At 69.9% G+C, this 16,368-nt stretch carries 13 protein-coding genes and 1 pseudogene; 11 read left to right on the top strand and 3 right to left on the bottom strand.

Going from position 1 to position 16,368, the window contains the following annotated elements; genetic code table 11:
- Positions 1-49: 49 nt before the first annotated feature.
- On the bottom strand, positions 50-1,051 hold the full coding sequence (locus M2271_RS19570; RefSeq protein WP_280888544.1) for an aldo/keto reductase family protein: 1,002 nt from the start codon (positions 1,049-1,051) through the stop codon (positions 50-52).
- Positions 1,052-1,213: 162 nt separating this feature from the next.
- Here M2271_RS19570 and M2271_RS19565 point away from each other — a divergent pair.
- Positions 1,214-1,360 (top strand): annotated as a pseudogene (locus M2271_RS19565) (ABC transporter); the annotation flags it as partial.
- A 237-nt stretch (positions 1,361-1,597) separates the two neighbouring features.
- On the top strand, positions 1,598-2,044 hold the full coding sequence (locus tag M2271_RS19560) for an SRPBCC family protein (protein WP_280888543.1): 447 nt from the start codon (positions 1,598-1,600) through the stop codon (positions 2,042-2,044).
- Between the two features lie 96 nt (positions 2,045-2,140).
- Here the strand turns inward: M2271_RS19560 and M2271_RS19555 are convergent, their stop codons facing one another.
- Positions 2,141-3,190 carry a LacI family DNA-binding transcriptional regulator gene (locus M2271_RS19555; protein ID WP_280888542.1) on the bottom strand — a complete coding sequence of 350 codons (1,050 nt, stop codon included), beginning with the start codon at positions 3,188-3,190 and terminating at the stop codon, positions 2,141-2,143.
- A gap of 98 nt (positions 3,191-3,288) precedes the next feature.
- On the opposite strand from M2271_RS19555, the gene M2271_RS19550 reads away from it, so the two are divergent.
- From M2271_RS19550 to M2271_RS19525, 6 genes are all read left to right on the top strand, one after another.
- Complete coding sequence (locus tag M2271_RS19550) at positions 3,289-4,281, top strand: extracellular solute-binding protein (RefSeq protein ID WP_280888541.1); 993 nt, start codon at positions 3,289-3,291, stop codon at positions 4,279-4,281.
- Complete coding sequence (locus M2271_RS19545; protein WP_280888540.1) at positions 4,281-4,460, top strand: hypothetical protein; 180 nt, start codon at positions 4,281-4,283, stop codon at positions 4,458-4,460. The genes M2271_RS19550 and M2271_RS19545 overlap by 1 nt, the downstream gene beginning before the upstream one ends.
- An 88-nt stretch (positions 4,461-4,548) precedes the next feature.
- Entirely contained in the window at positions 4,549-6,375 is a 1,827-nt protein-coding gene (locus M2271_RS19540) for a DUF2264 domain-containing protein (RefSeq protein WP_280888539.1), read from the top strand.
- Positions 6,372-9,050, top strand: coding sequence for a discoidin domain-containing protein (locus tag M2271_RS19535; RefSeq protein WP_280888538.1), 2,679 nt, complete (start codon positions 6,372-6,374; stop codon positions 9,048-9,050). Before M2271_RS19540 ends, M2271_RS19535 begins: the two co-directional genes overlap by 4 nt.
- Positions 9,051-9,546: 496 nt before the next feature.
- Complete coding sequence (locus M2271_RS19530; protein WP_280888537.1) at positions 9,547-10,236, top strand: polysaccharide lyase family 7 protein; 690 nt, start codon at positions 9,547-9,549, stop codon at positions 10,234-10,236.
- Between the two features lie 6 nt (positions 10,237-10,242).
- Positions 10,243-11,004, top strand: a complete 762-nt coding sequence (locus tag M2271_RS19525) for a polysaccharide lyase (RefSeq protein ID WP_280888536.1) — start codon at positions 10,243-10,245, stop codon at positions 11,002-11,004.
- A 222-nt stretch (positions 11,005-11,226) separates the two neighbouring features.
- On the opposite strand, the gene M2271_RS19520 is transcribed toward M2271_RS19525, so the two are convergent.
- Positions 11,227-11,703 carry a hypothetical protein gene (locus tag M2271_RS19520; protein ID WP_280888535.1) on the bottom strand — a complete coding sequence of 159 codons (477 nt, stop codon included), beginning with the start codon at positions 11,701-11,703 and terminating at the stop codon, positions 11,227-11,229.
- Positions 11,704-12,114: 411 nt separating this feature from the next.
- Between M2271_RS19520 and M2271_RS19515 the strand changes: the two genes are divergently transcribed.
- From M2271_RS19515 to M2271_RS19505, 3 genes are all read left to right on the top strand, one after another.
- A complete protein-coding gene (locus M2271_RS19515; RefSeq protein ID WP_280888534.1) occupies positions 12,115-12,522 on the top strand; it encodes a YciI family protein in 408 nt (135 codons plus the stop codon).
- A 7-nt stretch (positions 12,523-12,529) separates the two neighbouring features.
- Positions 12,530-13,675 (top strand): DUF6596 domain-containing protein, encoded by a 1,146-nt coding sequence (locus M2271_RS19510; protein ID WP_280888533.1) that lies wholly within the window; start codon positions 12,530-12,532, stop codon positions 13,673-13,675.
- Between the two features lie 283 nt (positions 13,676-13,958).
- On the top strand, positions 13,959-16,361 hold the full coding sequence (locus tag M2271_RS19505) for an Orn/Lys/Arg decarboxylase N-terminal domain-containing protein (RefSeq protein ID WP_280888532.1): 2,403 nt from the start codon (positions 13,959-13,961) through the stop codon (positions 16,359-16,361).
- Positions 16,362-16,368 lie beyond the last annotated feature (7 nt).

The following is a 16,368-nucleotide window of genomic DNA, read 5'->3' as shown; positions in this document are numbered from 1 at the left end:
ACTCAGCACAGCATTCCGCGCTTCCGAAGCCCGCTGTGCGAAAGCCGGTTCAGGGACGCTGAGCCGGTACGCTCTGATGCACGAGGTGCGGATCCGTGACCGCCACCGGCAGCACGATCTCATCGATGCGGGCCAGCAGATCCGCCTCCAGCGTCACACCGGCGGCCTTCGCGTTCTCCGCCACCTGCTCCGGCCGGGAGGCGCCGACGATCGCGGCGGACACGTTGCTGTTCTGCAGTACCCAGGCGACCGCGAGCTGAGCCAGGGTCAGGCCGGCCTCGTCGGCCAGCGGCTTCAGCCGCTGCACCGCTTCGAGCACCTCGTCGCGCAGGAAGCGGCTGATCATCGCCGAACCCTTGTCGTCCGTCGCCCGCGACCCGTCCGGCGGCTGCTGGCCGGGAAGGTACTTGCCGGTCAGCACACCCTGGGCGATCGGCGACCACACGATCTGCCCGATGCCCAACTCCTCGCTGGCCGGCACGACCTCGCCCTCGATCACCCGCCACAGCATCGAGTACTGGGGCTGACTCGACACCAGCGGGATCCGCAGCTCCCGCGCCAGCGTGTGCGCCCGCCGTATCTGATCGGCCGTCCACTCGGAGACACCGATGTACAGAGCCTTGCCGGAGTGGACCACGTCGGCGAACGCCTCCATGGTCTCCTCCAGCGGCGTGAACCGGTCGAACCGGTGCGCCTGGTAGAGGTCCACGTAGGAAGTCTCAAGCCTGCGCAGGGAGTTGTCGATCGACTCCATGATGTGCTTGCGTGACAGCCCGCGGTCGTTCTTCCCGGGGCCGGTGGGCCAGTACACCTTGGTGAAGAGCTCCAGCCCCTCACGCCGCTCGCCCTTCAGCGCCCGCCCGAGCACCGACTCGGCGCGTGTCTCGGCGTAGACGTCAGCGGTGTCGAACGTGGTGATGCCTGCGTCGAGAGCGGCTCGTACACAGGCGACGGCGGCCTCCTCCTCGACCTGCGAGCCGTGGGTCAGCCAGTTGCCGTAGGCGATCTCACTGATGATCATGCCGCTGTTGCCGAGATGCCGGTATTCCATCGTTGAACCCCTCATTGCGTAGGTGTGCTCATGATCTCCCTGGGCCCGGTCACTGATGCGACCGGCCCAGGGAGATCATCCACCGAGCGCAAGCCGGACGCGAGAGTGGTGTGCATCTCAGAAGTTCCGGATCGAGTTCCCCGATCCGGACGGTCCTCCCCGCTGTCGCCGCAGATCGCAAGCGACGGCAGCCAGCGCGAACTGCGCGCCATCCTCGACTGGCTGCACTCGGCCGGCGTCGGGGTGGACGAACCGACCGTGCACACCCCCGACCTCGACGACGTGTTCTTCGCCCTGACCGGCGGCGGCCCGGGCCCGCTGCGTGAACAGCTCGACCGAGGTGTCGAGACCGAGCCCCGGCAACATTGGCCAAGGCGGCGGCCGCCGGAACTCCCGCGGCGTGCTGCTGTTGCTCGTCGTGCAGGTCGCGGCTGCCTGTGGCCGCCCATGAGGAGCACGGAGGGAGCCCGGCAGATAGGCTGAGGATGGCCGGCAGACCAGCGTGCACTCAGCCGGAGCTCCAGCGACCGCAGCACAGGAGGAACCGTGGCTGGTCAGTTTGAGGCGAGGACCGAGATCAACCGTCCTGTCGAGGAAGTCTTCGCCTTCCTCGCCGAAGGCACGAACGACCCCGAGTTCAGCCCCAGGGTGCAGAAAATCACGAAGAGTCCGCAGGGACCGACGGCAGTGGGCACGGTCTTCACGAGTACGGTCAAGGACGCCGGCATGAAGACGGGCCGGAAGTTCCGGATCACCGCATTCGAGGCGCCCCACCGGATCCGTTGGACAGAGATCTCGAAGAACGTCGTGACGGCGGACGAAGGCGGCTATGACCTGGAGTCCACCGGTCCGGCCACGACCAGGGTGAGGATCTTCAATGTCCTGGAAGGCCACGGCATCGGCAAGCTGCTGGTGGGCTTCGCCCTGGGTGCGGCACGCAAGGACGCGCCCGCGTTCGGGCAGCGGATCAAGGCGGCAGTGGAGGGGGCCTAGGCACTGGCCCGGGACCGCCCCTGACCGCCTGCTGGTCCCCGACGACGGCTTCACCCATGAGCGCCGCATCTGGTCCGCACGCCGCGAAGCCCGGGTTCACGGTGTGGGACGGCGGCCGGTGCTCTCCCTCACCACCAGTTCCGTCGCCACCTCCACCCGCGTCGTCTCCGGCTGTTCCCCGGACAGCAGCCGCAGCACCATCCGGGCCGCGAGCGCGGTCATGTCGGCGAGGGGGGTGCGGATCGTTGTCAGGCGTGGGGTGACCCAGTCCGCGAAAGGCAGGTCGTCGAAGCCGACCACGCTGACGTCGGCCGGGATGCGCAGGCCCAGTTCGGCGGCGGCCCGGTAGGTGCCCAGCGCCTGATGGTCGCTGCCGGCGAACACCGCCGTCGGACGGTCCGGCAACGCCAGGAGTTCCAGGGCGTGTCGGTGCGCGAGGCCGTGGGTGAAGTCGCCGTAGCGCACCAGCTGGGGGTCGAAGGGCAGATCGGCCTCCGCCAGTGCCGAACGGTAGCCGTCGACCCGCGCCCGAGAGGTGAGCCGGCGTTCCGGGCCGCTGATGATCGCGATGCGCCGATGGCCCAGCTCGATGAGGTGGCGGGTCGCGGCCAGTCCGCCGGGCCAGTTGGTCGCGCCCACCCACGGCGTGCCCGGCGCGGGCTCGTCGATCGGCGCCACCAGCGCGTAGGGAATGCCGAGCCGGCTCAGCTCCTCGTGCTGCTGGGGCGTCAGTTCGGGCACCACGAGAATCGCTCCGCGCGTGGAGCGGGTGGCGAGCGAGTCCAGCCACTGGCGGGCACGTCTGGTCCGGCCGTGGGTGGAGGAGACCACCAGCCCCATGCCCGCGTCGTGCAGAACGTCCTCCGCGCCCCGGATCAGCTCGACCGCCCAGGGGCTGTCCAGTTCGTTGATGACGAAGTCGATCAGTCCGCCGGGTGGGGCCGCGGTGGACGCCGCTCGGTGTTTCGCCAGGTAGCCGTGGTGTTCCAGCAGCCGCTGCACCTTGGCCCGCGTCTCCGCCGATACATCGGACCTGTTGTGGAGCACCTTGGAGACGGTGGATACCGATACGCCTGCCTGATCGGCGATTTCGGCCAGGGTGCGCCGCCTTGCCTCACCGGATCCTGTCCGAACCGTTGACGTCATCGGATGAATCTCCTACGTTGCCGGGCGGTCGAGTTTTGCGAAAACTATCGCAATCCCCGTTCCCGGAGTAAGGCTCCTCGGTGAAAAGGTGGTCCCCCATGAAGAGATGGCGCGCGGCTTCCCTGGCCGCGTCCGCGGCCGCGGCTCTGGTGCTCTCCGGCTGCGGAGGCACCGGTGGCGGTGGCCGTTCGGGCGACGGGAAGGGCGAGTTGCTGGTCTGGGTGGACAACACCCGTATGCCCGCGGCCCAGCAGTACAAGAAGGCCCACCCCGACCTGAAGATGCGTATCGTCACCATCCCGCCCGACGCGGGCTACGTGCCCACCAAGATCTCGCTCGCCAACCGCACCAGGAGCGGCTGGCCCGACGTCGTCTTCCTGGCCAACCCGGCCGAGGCGGCGACGCTCGCGAGCGAGAAGTTCGGCTACGCGGCCCCGCTCGACGGCCTCGTCCCGAAGTCCGTCCGCGACGGTTTCACCCCCGGCTCCCTCGACACCTGCACCTTCGACGGCAAGACCTACTGCCTGCGCAACGACATCGCCCCCACGGTCCTCTGGTACGACGCCACGCTGATGAAGCGCTACGGCTACCAGGTCCCCAAGACCTGGGCCGAGTACCAGCAGACCGGTCTGAAGGCGGCCGAGGAGCACCCCGGCACCATCGTCGGAGCCGTCAACGGCAAGTACGGCGCCGGCATCTACTTCGGCAGCAGCGGTTGTCCCACCCGCGACACCCTCAGCCTCACCGAGGTCCACGTAGACCTGAGCCGGCCGGACTGCACCCGGGTCGCCGACCTGCTCCAGCCGCTCGCCCGCAAGAAGGCCGTCACCACCGTCGTGCCCATCGACCCGGGCTTCTCCAAGTTCGGCAAGGACGACAAGATCCTGATGCTGCCGGCCCCCGCCTGGTTCGGCGACTTCATGTTCGCCCCCGCCTTCAAGGTGCCGGGGGGCCGGATCGCCGCCGCCCCCATGCCCACCTGGCCCGGCGAGAGCACGCCGTACGCCGGGCAGGTCGGCGGCGGCGCCTTCCTCGTCTCCTCGCACGCCGACGGGCGTACGAAGGAGGCCGCGGACCTGGTGCGGGCCTGATGTCCCTGCTGCAGTCCACCGGAGCGGTCAACAACTCCAGCGGCTTCGCCGACCTCGACATCCACCAACCGGAGGCGGCCCTGGCCGGGCTCGTGGCCTGCGCACCGCTGCTGATCGGTTTCGTCCTCGCCCAGCGCTTCCTGCGCACCGGGCTGCTGGCCGGAGCGGAGAAGGGCTGATGGACGGAGAAGGGCGGGCGGGCGGAGAACGGCTGGTGGGCGGAGTGAAGCGGTTGAACGGAGCGAAGTTTTGGACGGAACAGGGCTGATGGACGGAACAGACGGAACAGGGCTGATGGACGACGCGGGGCTGCTAGACGACGCACGTACCGAGCTCGCATCCGAGGTAAGGACATGGGTCGAGCCCGTAGCGTCCCGCTTCAGTGCGGGCCGGGCGCGCGTACGGCTCGGCGTGAACACCGCGATCCACGACGACACGGCCGCCGAACTGGAGGCGTTCGCCCGGCCGCTGTGGGGGCTCGCGCCCCTCGCGGCGGGTGGACAGACCGTTCCGCACGCCGAGTTGTGGACCGAGGGGCTCGCCCACGGCAGCGATCCCGCGCACCCCGAGTACTGGGGCGAGCCGGTCGACCACGACCAGCGCATCGTCGAGATGGCCGCCATCGGCTTCGCGCTCGCCCTCGCCCCCGAGCAGTGGTGGGACCCGCTGAGCGGCCCCGAACGCGACCGGCTCGCACGCTGGCTGCTCAGTGCGCTGCCCCGAAACACCACCGACAACAACTGGCTCTTCTTCCCGGTGCTGATCGGCCTCGGCCTCGACCGGGTGGGGGTGCCCTACGACCGCTCGCTGGTCACCGCGCGCCTCGACCGCCTGGAGACCTTCTGGCTCGGCGACGGCTGGTACGCGGACGGACCCACCGAACGGCGCGACTACTACGTCCCGTGGGCCATGCACTTCTACGGACTGCTGCACGACACGCTCACGGGCGGCGACCGCTTCAAGGAACGGGCGGCCCGGTTCGCCGGCGACTTCCGGCACTGGTTCGCCGACGACGGCGCCGCCGTCCCGTACGGCCGCAGCCTCACCTACCGCTGGGCGCAGGCCGCTTTCTGGGGCGCGCTGCCGTTCGCGGGCGTGGACGTACTTCCGTGGGGCCAGGTCAAGGGGTATCTGCTGCGACATCTGCGCTGGTGGCGCGGGCGGCCGGTGACGGGGCCCGACGGGCTGCTGTCCATCGGGTACGGCTATCCGCAGCCGGCGCTGGCCGAGCAGTACAACGCGTTCGGCTCGCCCTACTGGTCACTCAAGGCGTATCTGCCGCTCGCGCTGTCCGCCCAGCACGCGTTCTGGACCGCGAAGGAGGAGCCGGCTCCCGCACTGCCCGCCGTCAGCGCCCAGCCGCACGCCGGGGCGGTACTCATGCGGGAGTCCGGTGACGTCACCCTGCTCGCCGGGCGCCAGCACCACCCGTGGGTGCGCCACGGAGCCGAGAAATACGCCAAGTTCGCCTACTCGACCCGCTTCGGCTTCAGTCTGCCGAACGGCACGCTCGGGCTCGAACAGGGCGCGTACGACTCGATGCTGGCACTGAGCGACGACGGCGGGGCGCACTACCGGGTGCGCGAGGAACCGGCCGATCCCCAGGTCACCGCGGACACGGTCCGTTGCACCTGGCGCCCCTGGCCCGACGTGGAGATCACCACCTGGCTGACGGCCGCCGCACCCTGGCATGTGCGTACCCACCGCATCCGCACCGCTCGCGCCCTGCACACCGCCGAGGGCGGCTTCGCCGTCGACCGGGACGCGGGCACGGACCGCGAGACCGGGCCGGGACACGCACGGGTGTCGGCCCCCGCGGGGCTCACGGGACTGCGGGACCTCGACGGCCGACGCGAGGGCGAGGTCGTCGACTGCCTGCCCGGCACGAACGTCCTCGCACGGCGCACCGCGCTGCCCGTACTCGTCGGCCGACTCCCGCCCGGCGAGCACTGGTTGAGGTGCGCCGTGCTCGGTTCCCCGGGCGGAAACGAAGAAGCCGAGACGGCCTGGCGAGAGCCCCCGACCGCCGCACACCCCTCGACCGCCGCACACCCCCCAACCACCGCACATCCGACGACTGGAGACGGGACATGAGACGACGGGACGTCAGACTCAAGCATCTGTCCGTACTGGCAGCCGTGACCGCCCTGCTGACCTCCCCGGTCCAGGCGCACGCGGCGCAGTCCGGCCACACGTACCACGTCGCCCCCCGGGGCAGCGACCGCGCACATGGCACGCAGGCAAGCCCCCTGCGCACCATCGGCGCCTGCCTCGACCGCGTCCGCCCCGGCGACACCTGCCTGGTCCACCAGGGCACCTACCGCGAACAGCTCACCCCTCCCTCCGGCACCGAGGGCGCCCCGATCACGATCGCCGCCTACGGTGACGGCCCGGTGACCGTCGACGGGACCGAGAAGGTGACCGGCTGGAAGGACGTCGGCGGCGGACTGATCGCCGCCGACACCGACCTGCCGCCCGACCCCGAGTTCAACGCGGTGTTCCTCGACAACACCCGTGCTGCGGAGGGACGTTGGCCGAACTCCGGCGCCGATCCGCTGAACACCACCTGGGCCGAGGCCGACACCACCTCCACCGACCAGCACATCGACGACACCGACCTGCCCGCCGCCGACTGGACCGGCGCCACCGTGCACCTGTGGGCGGGCTCCAACCCCTGGGCCCAGCAGACCGGCACGGTCACCGCCACGGCACCCGGCAAGCTGGACTTCAAGGGCGGCAACTACCGCTGCCCACCGCTGTGCATGGGCAACCAGACCTACCGCAACTACTACCTCGTCGGGTCGAAGGCCGCCCTCGACCAGCCGGGGGAGTGGTACTACGACAAGAGCGCCCACCGGCTCTACATGGTCCCCCCGAAGGGCGGCATCGCCGGACACACGGTGACCGCCAAGCACCGGCTGTGGGGTGTCGACCTGAGCGACAGCTCGTACGTCACCCTGCGCGGACTGGACCTGTGGGGAACCTCCCTGCGAACGGGTAAGTCGAGTACGGGAGTTGTGGTCGACCGACTGCACGCCACGTACATCTCCGAGTTCTCCACGCTGCCCATGCCACCGGACAGCGATCTCGCGGTCGACCCGTTCGAGGGAAACATCGTCGCCTCCCGCATCCTCGACTCCGGTGTGCAGATCCTCGGCACCGGCAACACCCTGAAGAACAGCGAGATCGCACAGTCGGCCGGTGACGGCGTGCTGGTCCGCGGCACCGGCAACACCGTCACCAACAACTACATCCACGACGTCGGCTGGATGGGCAGCTACACCCCCGGCATCGAGATCAACGGCAACGGTCAAACCGTCACCCACAACACGATCCGGCGTACCGGACGGGCGGCCATCGACACCGCCTGGCAGCTCAACGGCACCGAGTTCCACGACAACCGCATCGCCTACAACGACATCTCCGAGGCGATGCGCACCTCCCGCGACGGCTCACCCTTCTACGTCTGCTGCAGCCTGAACGGTTCCGGCACCTCCATCGACCACAACACCGCGCACGACGCCGACGGCCAGAACGGCTACTACGTCGACAACTACTCCGGCCACTTCCGGCTGCATCACAACGTCGCCTGGAACACCGGAGCACGGGGCGTCTTCTTCAACGGCCACACCGGCCCCAGTATCGCCAACGAGGACCACAACTCCAGCTACGGCGTGGGCATCAACGTCGCCTCGGTCGCCCTCGGCGGCGCGACGGACGCGTCCGGCTCGTACCTCAGCAACATCGTCGGACCCAAGCCGGTCACCGCGACGCAGACCGGTGACCCGCTGCCGGTCGTCCGCTCCAACCTCATCAGCGACAAGCCCGGCTACACGGACCCCGTCAACGGTGAGCTGTGGCTGACGCCGGGTTCGCCCGCCATCGACGCCGGTGAGGTGGTCGACGGCGTCACCACCGACGTCCTGGGCGCGGCTCCCGACCAGGGCGCCTACGAGTACGGTGCACCCATCTGGTCGACCGGCTGCGATCTGCCCGGCTGCCGGCAACGGGTGCGGCACGGCAACTGGAGTGCCACCGCGAGCGACGGCACCGACGCCGCAGCCACCGTCGACGGCGACATCAACACCCGCTGGACGGGCGCAGCCCCGCAGGCCGCCGGCCAGTCCCTGACCGTCGACCTCGGCGAGAGCAAGACCTTCGGCCGGCTCTCCCTCGACGCGGGCCGCGACACCAACGGCCAGCCGTACGGCTTCTCCGTCTCGGTCAGCCGCGACGGTACGCAGTGGGGCGAGCCGCTGGCCCGGGTCTCCGGCCGCTCCTTCACCCAGGACGCGGTGTTCTCCCGGCAGACCACCGCCCGCTACCTACGGATCACGCTCACCGCGAGCGGGCCCACGCCCTGGGTCGTCAACGACCTCCGGCTGTACGGCGACGGGCCCGATGCCGCCTCGACGCTCCAGGCCGAAAAGGCCACGACCGTACGAGGCGTGGAGCGCGGCACGGCGGCCACCGGAGTCCTCGGCTCCGGCGACTGGGTGGCCTTCCGTAAGGCGAACATCAGCGGAAAGCACCTCACCGCACGCCTGGACTCCGCCTGCGCACGGGGTACACGGGGTTGCTCGCTCCAGCTGCGTCTGGACGCGCCGGACGGTCCGCTGGCCGCCGTGGTGCCCGTCGCGGGTACCGGCGACTGGCAGGAGCAGTCCGTGACCCTGACGCGCGAGGTCACCGGTGTGCACGACCTCTACCTCGTGGCGAAGGGAGCGAGCGGGGTCGCCGCGCTCGACTGGCTGACGATCAGGCCCTGACGACGCGCGACGACGGGCCGGGCGGCGGGACACGGAACCCCGCTGCCCGGCCCCCGCCTGTCGTGGCGAAGGACACGGGCCGGGTCGCCGGCTCCGCGCGGGCGCCGACGTGCGCTTGCCCGGACGTGAGGTCGTCATCGTGTTTCAGTCCCGACAGGTGTTTATACATCGGGTGTATTGGCGGACTTGGGGCACTTCGTGGTTCTGTCGATGGCCGCAGCAGCCCCTGCATCGGTTCATATAAGGGTTGCTGAGGGGCAGATCTAGACGGCATGCCCACATCGGCAACCTCGGTCGAACTTATTGACTCCTCCGATGTATTGGGATTGTCTGCCTTCGCGTTCCTCACCCCGGATTTCTCGGCCGGATGTGGGTGCCGCCCACCCGGCTCCTGCCAGCCTTCGACCCCGGTGACCGTCTGTACATCGACGACTCCGGGATCCAGGCGACGGCCGACACGTTCGGCCCCCCACTCCCGCACAGGAAAGGACACCCGATGAACAGGAGAACCCTCTTACGGGCCGGTACAGGCCTGCTGGCCGGCGGCGCCGCACTCGCCCTGCCGCAGGCCCCGCTCGCCGGTGCGGCGCCGGCCGCGCCGGCCGCCGCCCCGACCGACGGCTGGACGCAGACCTCGTTCTCGTACAGTTGGCAGAAGCCCTGGAACCTCGACCTCTCCGACCGGCACAGCGAAAGCGGCGGCGTCCACCGCATGTGGGTGTACGCCACCGACGAGCCGTTCGAGGAGGGCAGCTCCACCGACCCGCGCACCGAGATGCGCTGGAAGGTCGACTACAAGACGGGCAACCGCATGTGGGACGCCGACGTCTACCTGCCGTCCGGCACCGACGGCGCCTCCTTCGTCCAGATCCTGCGGGGGGTCCACCCCTCCGGCACCCCCGCCACCGACATCATGCTCAACGTCTACAACACGGGCGGCGGCACCGTGCGGCGCTACGACGGCACGGTGCTCAAGACGGGCGCGTTCGACACTTGGTTCAACGTGAAGATCGCCCACCAGGCGACCAGTGGGACCGGGACCATCAAGGTCTACTTCGACGACTCCCTCGTCCTGACGGTCGACGACCGGGGCCCGGCCACCCGCTACTTCAAGAACGGTGTGTACAACCACGGTTCCGGCCGCGCCGAGGCCCGCTTCCGCAACATCCGCTACTGGACGAGGTGACCTGCCGTGCGCAGACGACAAGCTCTCGCCATGCTCGGCGGCACCGTCCTGGCGGGCACGGTCGGCACGACCGGCGCGGTCGGCGCGACCGGGCGGGCGGGGGCCGCCGACGTGGTGTATTTCCAGAACCGTGGCAGCGTCGAGGGCTGGGACTACGCCTACACGCAGAAGGACGGCGTGATCGCGACCGTCGACTCCCCGGTGTACAAGGGCGACCACTCCCTGGAGGCCACCCAGACATACATCGGCGAGACCGGCGGCTACCACTCGGAGGTCATCCAGCGCGGCGCGCAGAGCGTCGGCGAGGACAAGTACTACGGCCAGGCCATCCGCCTCGCCCCCGACTGGGAGTTCCATGACCAGAACGTCACCTTCCAGCAGTGGTCCCCCGAGGACCCTGAGGGCCCCTGGCTCCTGATGTTCGTCATCGGCGACGAGATCCGCTTCGGCGGCTCCGGCGGCATCAAGGGCACGGTCGGCTCCATCGCGGCCCTGCGCGGTACGTGGATACGCGTGGTCGCCCGCCTCAAGCTGGCCGGCGCCGGCGCGGGCGTCTTCGAAGTCTGGCTCAACGGCAAGAAGACCGTCAGCATGACCGGCATCGCGGCCCTTCCCTCGACCTCGCAGACCATCCGCTGGTCGAACGGGATCTACTGCACGGCGTGGCGGAACGGCACGCCCAGCGGCCCGAAGGTGCTGACGATCCATCACGAAAACCACCGGATCGCGTCGTCCTACGCGCTGGCCGAACCGGCCAACTGGTCCTGAGTACACCCCTTCATCGCGGCCGGAACCCACCGGGCCCCGGCCGCGATGAAGGCCGATCGGACCAACGCCCATCGGACCAAGGCCACGGCGCCAACCTGCCGGCGAGGACGAAACGGCCGCCGGCCCTCGTTCCAGGGATCCGCGACCACGCCGCCGCCCGCTCCGAGTACGCAGTCGCGCGCCGGCCCGATGTCCCGCCCGGCCGGGTTCAGCGACGACGGATCAACCGCACCGGATGTTTCCGGTGTCGAGGCGGTAGGTCACCCCGCCCCGGACCAGTGAACCGCTCAGATGGATGCACTCGCCGGTCGCGTCGAACCAGGTGTAGAGCGGACCGGCGTAGTAGTGGTAGTTGGCCGGATGTTCCTGCGGTGGGTCGGCGGAGTAGTCGCCGCTCTCGTCGAAGAGGTACAGGGTGATGTGCGACGCCAGGCCGTCGTAGGGGCTGGACCAGAACTTCACGCAGTTCCGCTTGGTCGAGCCGTTCCAGTAGGTGCGCGCGTAGCCGCCCCCGTTCCGTCCCGAGGGGCTCTTGGCCCAGTAGGTGATGCCGTCCCAACTGCCGCTGCACTCGACGGCCCTGGGGGCGGCGGCAGCGACCTCGGCCGGTGCCGCCTGCGCGGTGGGGGCGGCGACCAGACCGAACAACAGCGTCAAGACGCCCAGGCCCCACAGCTGTGTTCTCCGTAAAAGCTTCATTCGCGACTCCTGCGGTGCGATGCCGTCAAGGACGTACATGACGGTCCGTATCGGTATGATCTGCCTCTCGCGGGGCCGTCCACCGGCGCTTCACGAAATCCCCCCAGATTTCATCGGCGGACCGCTTCGACCAGCACCCGGCCCTCGCCCGCGAGGCCCTCGCACGAACCGCCGCCTCGGCACGGACACGCGGGCACCCGCTCAGTTGCGCGGCCGCTGCTGATCTCGGAAAAATCTCGCTCCGCCGCGCTCGCGCCACACCGTGGACCCGGACACCGCGAGTCGGTTCACCCGGGGTCGTTCACGAGAGCCAAAAATAACTCTGACGGCGATGTCGAGAACTCGTGGCCGGCTCCGTCCCCGCAGTGAACGCGACCACAATGGGTCGCATCAGCACCGAGGAGAACCACGATGGCCAAGTACCTGCTGCTCAAGCACTACCGCGGCGCCCCGGCTGCGGTCAACGACATTCCCATGGACCGGTGGACGCAGGAGGAGATCTCGGCCCACATGCAGTACATGCAGGATTTCGCGGACCGGCTCGAGGGAACCGGCGAGTTCGTCGACGGTCAGGCGCTCGCCCCCGAGGGAACGTTCGTCCGGTACGACGGCGAGGGCCGCCCCCCGGTCACCGACGGCCCGTTCGCCGAGACCAAGGACCTCATCGCCGGCTGGATGGTGATCGACGTCGACAGCTACGAGCGTGCCCTCGAGCTGGCCGGGGAACTGTCGGCCGCCCCCGGGGCGGGCGGGAAGCCGATCCACGAGTGGCTGGAGCTGCGCCCGTTCCTGGCCGCGCCGCCCACCATCACGGAGTGACTCATCGATGAACGAGGTCCTGCTGAGGAGCCTCACACCGAGCGTGCTCGGGATCCTCGTCCGCCGCGGAGCCGACTTCGCGGCGGCCGAGGACGCCGTGCAGGACGCGCTGGTCGAAGCGATCCGCGTCTGGCCGGCCGACCCGCCGCGGGACCCGAAGGGCTGGCTGGTCACCGTGGCCTGGCGTCGGTTCCTCGACGCGACCCGGTCAGAAGCCGCCCGCCGCCGACGCGAGGACCTCGTCGACGAGGAGCCGACGCCCGGGCCCGCGCCCGCGGTGGACGACACGCTCCAGCTCTACTTCCTGTGCGCCCAGCCGTCGCTGACGCCGTCGTCCGCGGTCGCGCTCACGCTGCGCGCAGTCGGCGGGCTGACCACCCGCCAGATCGCCCAGGCCTACCTGGTGCCCGAGGCGACCATGGCGCAGCGCATCAGCCGGGCCAAGCGCACCGTCTCCGGCGTGCGGTTCGACCAGCCCGGCGACGTCGCCACCGTGCTGCGCGTTCTCTACCTGGTCTTCAACGAGGGCTATTCCGGCGACGTCGACCTCGCCGCCGAGGCCATCCGGCTCACCCGGCAACTCGCGGCTGCGATCGACCACCCCGAGGTGGCCGGGCTGCTCGCCCTCATGGTGCTCCACCACGCCCGGCGCGCCGCCCGGACCGCACCCGACGGCAGCCTGGTGCCCCTCGCCGAGCAGGACCGCGGCCGGTGGGACACCGAGTCGATCGCCGAGGGCGTCGAGATCCTGCAGGCGGCCCTCGCCCGCGACCGACTGGGCGAGTTCCAGGCCCAAGCCGCCATCGCGGCACTCCACGCCGACGCACCCACGGCCGAGGAGACGGACTGGGTGCAGATCGTCGAGTGGTACGACGAGCTCACGCACCTGACCGACAGCCCGGTCGTCCGGCTCAACCGCGCGGTGGCCGTCGGCCAGGCCGACGGACCGCGCGCCGGTCTGGCGGCGCTCGCTGAGCTGGACGACTCACTGCCCCGCTACGCCGCGGTGACGGCGTACCTCCACGAGCGCGACGGTAACCTGGCGACCGCGGCACGCCTGTACGCCGAGGCGGCCGAGAAAGCACCCAACCTCGCCGAACGTGACCACCTGACACGCCAGGCCGCCCGGCTCAACGCCCGCCGGTGCCGCTGACGGGGAAACCCACCTCTCCTCGTCCTCCCACTGCACACCACCCACCCGCGTCGACGTCCGCGGCAATGGGCTGTACGGCCCGTTGTGAGCCACCCGCCTCGGCATGCCGCCTCGAAGCGGCACTGTCATGGCAACGCGCGCGCCGGAACGGTCCAGGGCCGGACGGTAAAGCTCAAGCTTGCTTGTTCCGTCCTGCGGGTGGTTTACCGCTGTGAGGCCGTGAGCTCAGCCTTTCCACTCGGAAACTGAGCCGGACGCGGCGTGGGCCGCTGGGAGGAGTCTCATGGCGGACAGCAGGATTTTGATCGCGGTACGGGAACGTCCACAGGATGAGGGGGCCGGCGCCGAACAGCTGGCCCGCATCGGTGAGGCGATCGAGGAGCGGGGATTCGACGTCCGATGGGCGGCAGGCGTCGCGGACGCCGAGGCGGTGCTGCGGACGGAGGCGGGACTGACCGCGGCACTGGTCGCCTGGGACCTACCGGGCCAAGAGGACGCGGCCGGCGAGCCCGGGGGCGCCGCGGTGCTGCGCTTCATCGGCCGGCGGTTCCAGAACCTTCCGGTCTTCCTGGTCATGTCCGACGACGGCGTGCGGGACCTGCCGTTGTGGGTGTCGGAGTCGATCGTGGGCTATGTGTGGCCGTTGGAGGACACTCCCGGGTTCATCGCGGGCCGGATCACCACCGCCGCGCGCACCTACCAAGAGGCCGTCCTGCCGCCCTTCTTCCGGGCACTGCGCCGCTTCGACGACGCGCACGAGTACTCCTGGCACACCCCGGCCCACTCCGGCGGCGTCGCCTTGCTGAAGTCGCCCGCGGGTCGCGCCTTCCACGACTATTTCGGGGAACGGCTGTTGCGCAGCGACCTGTCGATCTCCGTGGGGGAGCTCGGCTCGCTGTTCGAGCACACCGGCCCGATCGGCGACGCGGAGCGCAACGCCGCCCGGGTCTTCGGCGCCGACCTCACGTACTTCGTGCTGCACGGGGATTCCACCTGCAACCGCGTGGTCGGCCACTTCAGCGTCACCCAGGACGAGATCGCCCTGGTGGACCGCAACTGTCACAAGTCGGTGCTGCACGGACTGGTCGTCTCCGGCGCCCGCCCGGTCTACCTGATCCCCACCCGCAACGGTTACGGCCTGGCGGGGCCGCTGCCCCCGGCGGAGCTCGCGGCGGACTCCGTCGCGGCCCGGATCGCCGCGAACCCGCTGACCAGGGACGCCGTGTCGCCGCACCCTCAGTACGCCGTCTTCACCAACTCCACGTACGACGGCCTGTGTTACGACGCCCCGGCGGCGGCACGAGCGTTCGCCACGAGTGCGCCCCGGCTGCACTTCGACGAGGCATGGTTCGCCTACGCCCGCTTCCACCCGCTCTACGCGGGCCGGTACGGCATGTCGGTGGACGAGGACACCTTCCCGGGCCCGGACCGACCGACGGTTTTCGCCACCCAGTCCACCCACAAACTGCTGGCCGCGCTCTCGCAGAGCGCCATGGTCCACGTCAAGCCCGCCCCGAGGGCGCCCGTCGAACACGACCGGTTCAACGAGGCGCTGCTGATGCACGGCACCACCTCCCCGCTCTATCCGATGATCGCCTCGCTGGACGTGGCGACAGCGATGATGGACGGGCCGCAGGGTCGCTGGCTGATCGACGAGGCCGTGACCGAGGCGGTCCGCTTCCGCCAGGAGATGGTCCGCATCCGGCGTCGTATCGAGGAGGCCGGCGACCGACCGTCGTGGTTCTTCGGCGTGTGGCAACCCGAGACGGTTACCGACCCGAGCACCGGAACCCGACTGCCGTTCGACGAGACGCCGGCCGAGCTGCTGCGCACCGAACCGAGCTGCTGGCACCTGGAACCCGACGCTGCCTGGCACGGCTTCTCGGGGCTGACCGACGGCTACTGCATGCTCGACCCGATCAAAGTCACCCTGACCTGCCCGGGCATCGACGCGACCGGCGAGACCGGTGAATGGGGCATCCCGGCACGCGTACTCACCGCGTACCTGGTCACCCGCCACATCGTCGTGGAAAAGACCGACAGCTATACGACGCTCGTCCTGTTCTCCATGGGCATCACCAAGGGCAAATGGGGCACCCTCCTCGACGCCCTGATGGACTTCAAGGCCCTCTACGACGAGGACGCCCCCCTCGACCGGGTCCTGCCCGCTCTGGTCGCCGAGCACCCCAGGCGATACGCCGGCCACACTCTGCGCGAGCTGTGCCAGGACATGCACGACCACCTGCGCTCTGCCGACCTCGCCGGCCTGTTGGACGCTGCCTTCCGACAGCTGCCGGAACCGGTCGCTCCACCGCAGCTGTGCTATCAGCGCCTGATCCGCGGCGGCACCCAGCGCGTACGGTTGACCGAGGCGGCGGGCCAGGTGGCCGCCGCCATGATCACCATCACTCCGCCCGGCATGCCCGTCCTCATGCCCGGGGAGAGCGTCGGCGCCCCCGACGGCCCGCTGCTGCGCTACCTCAGCGCCCTCGAATCCTTCGACCGCAGCTTCCCCGGATTCGGCAGCGAAACCCACGGCGTGACCCTCGACCCCGACACCGGCGACTACCTCATCGAATGTCTGCGACCGACAGACAGTGAGGAAGCACGCTCCGCCGCACAGGAAGGCCGCACCGTGACACCGGCCCAACGAAGCCATCCGAAGGAAACTCAGGAGCTGTCCTGACAGGTTG

Origin of the sequence: Streptomyces sp. LBL, assembly GCF_029893585.1 — a bacterium.
Lineage (GTDB): Bacteria > Actinomycetota > Actinomycetes > Streptomycetales > Streptomycetaceae > Streptomyces.
The sequence above is the reverse complement of the archived record's forward strand: the minus strand, read 5'-3'. Positions and strand labels throughout refer to the sequence as shown.